2 protein-coding genes are annotated in these 1,533 nt (G+C 55.4%); both read left to right on the plus strand.

Annotated elements, in window-relative coordinates; all coding sequences use genetic code 11:
* Positions 1-276, plus strand: a 276-nt coding sequence (locus tag CRO74_RS31115; RefSeq protein ID WP_144036018.1) for a hypothetical protein, incomplete at its 5' end; no start/stop codon positions are given.
* 37 nt (positions 277-313) lie between these two features.
* Positions 314-1,533 (plus strand): RagB/SusD family nutrient uptake outer membrane protein (locus tag CRO74_RS31120; protein ID WP_097132247.1); only part of this gene is annotated, 1,220 nt, incomplete at its 3' end.

Raw genomic sequence — 1,533 nt, forward strand, 5'->3', positions numbered from 1 at the left:
CACTGGATCAAGAACGGTTCGTTCCTGCGGGGCCGTAACCTGTTGTTTGGCTACACCTTCCCGGTGGAGATGACCAACCGGCTCAAGATGAACCGGCTACGCATGTACGTATCAGCTCAGAACTTCTTCCTATCGGTCGAAGACCCTATTGTGGGTGATCCGGAAGTGACCCCAACCAACCAAGGTGGAGGCAACAGCGCTTTCTCGCAGGGCATGATCTGGCACAACTACCCCAAGCCAACCACCTACATGCTGGGCCTTCAGATCGGCCTGTAATCTACCATCGCATTTAATTGACTGACATTTCACTAGTATGAGACATACATTCGCAAAATACATTAGTCGGGTTTTACTGTGTGGCGCAGCCCTGGTGGGTCCTGCTGGTTGCACGGAATTTCTCAAGGAACAGGCTCCGTCCAACCTAACGCCTACCAGCTTTTACACCATTCCCGACCATGCTGAAGCTGCTCTGGCTTCTACCTACGCTACGTTACGGTTCATGGGCGATGGAGCCGGTATCTTCTCCAGCAACTGGCAGTTGCTGGAAGCCCTGACCGGAACCTCCACCACCGAGACGGCCCAGAACTCCGATCTAAATAACCTCTACGGGTTAGTACATGATGGTAACACGGCCCACGTGGTCAACTACTGGAACGGGCTGTATCGGGTGATCGCCAACGCGAATCTGGTGCTGGATAAGGTGCCGGGTATTACGCCGATGGATGCCGCTCAGAAAACCAAAATTCTGGGTGAGGCACGGTTCCTGCGTGCTTCTGCCTACTTTACAGCGGTGCGGTTATGGGGAAATGTGCCCCTGATTACCAAACCCCAAACGGCATCGTCGGACGATTTCCTACCCGCGCGCGCTCCACAAGAGGACGTGTATAAAGTAATTGTCGACGACCTGCTGGCTGCCGAATCGGCTGGTTTAGCGTGGATGGACGCGAGCGGTCGGGTTAACCTGGCAGCGGTGAAAACCCAGCTTGCCAAAGTCTACCTCACCATGGCCGGGTTCCCCCTCAGCAAAGGCGCTTCGCACTACAAACTGGCGGCCGATAAGGCCCTGGAGGTCATCACCTACGCCAACGCCAACCCATCGACCATCAACCTCTTCACCACGTATGAAGACGTTCACCGCGAAAGCACCGAGAACCGTGTCGAGCACCTTTTCATGCTTCAGTACAACACGACGGTGGCCGGTAACCCGATGGACAACTTCTACCCCAACTTCAAGCCCGTAACGTTTAACGGACCAGGGGGAACGGGTAGCTCGGTGCCAACAGCGGCTTTCTACAACTCGTATGAGTCGGGTGATCTGCGGACCAAGGATCAGGCGGGGTATTTTTACACCACCTATTTCACCAATGGCAACGGGGCACCCTTCGCCCTGGGAGCGCCTTACGTCTTCAAGCACTTCAACCGTACCTCTAATGGAACGGCAGGCGTGGCGGGTTCCCGTCAGAACAACCTCAACGTACCCCAGATCCGCTTCGCCGAAACGCTGCTGATCTATGCCGAAGCCCAGAACGAAGT

Source organism: Spirosoma fluviale (genome assembly GCF_900230225.1).
Taxonomy (GTDB): Bacteria; Bacteroidota; Bacteroidia; order Cytophagales; family Spirosomataceae; genus Spirosoma; species Spirosoma fluviale.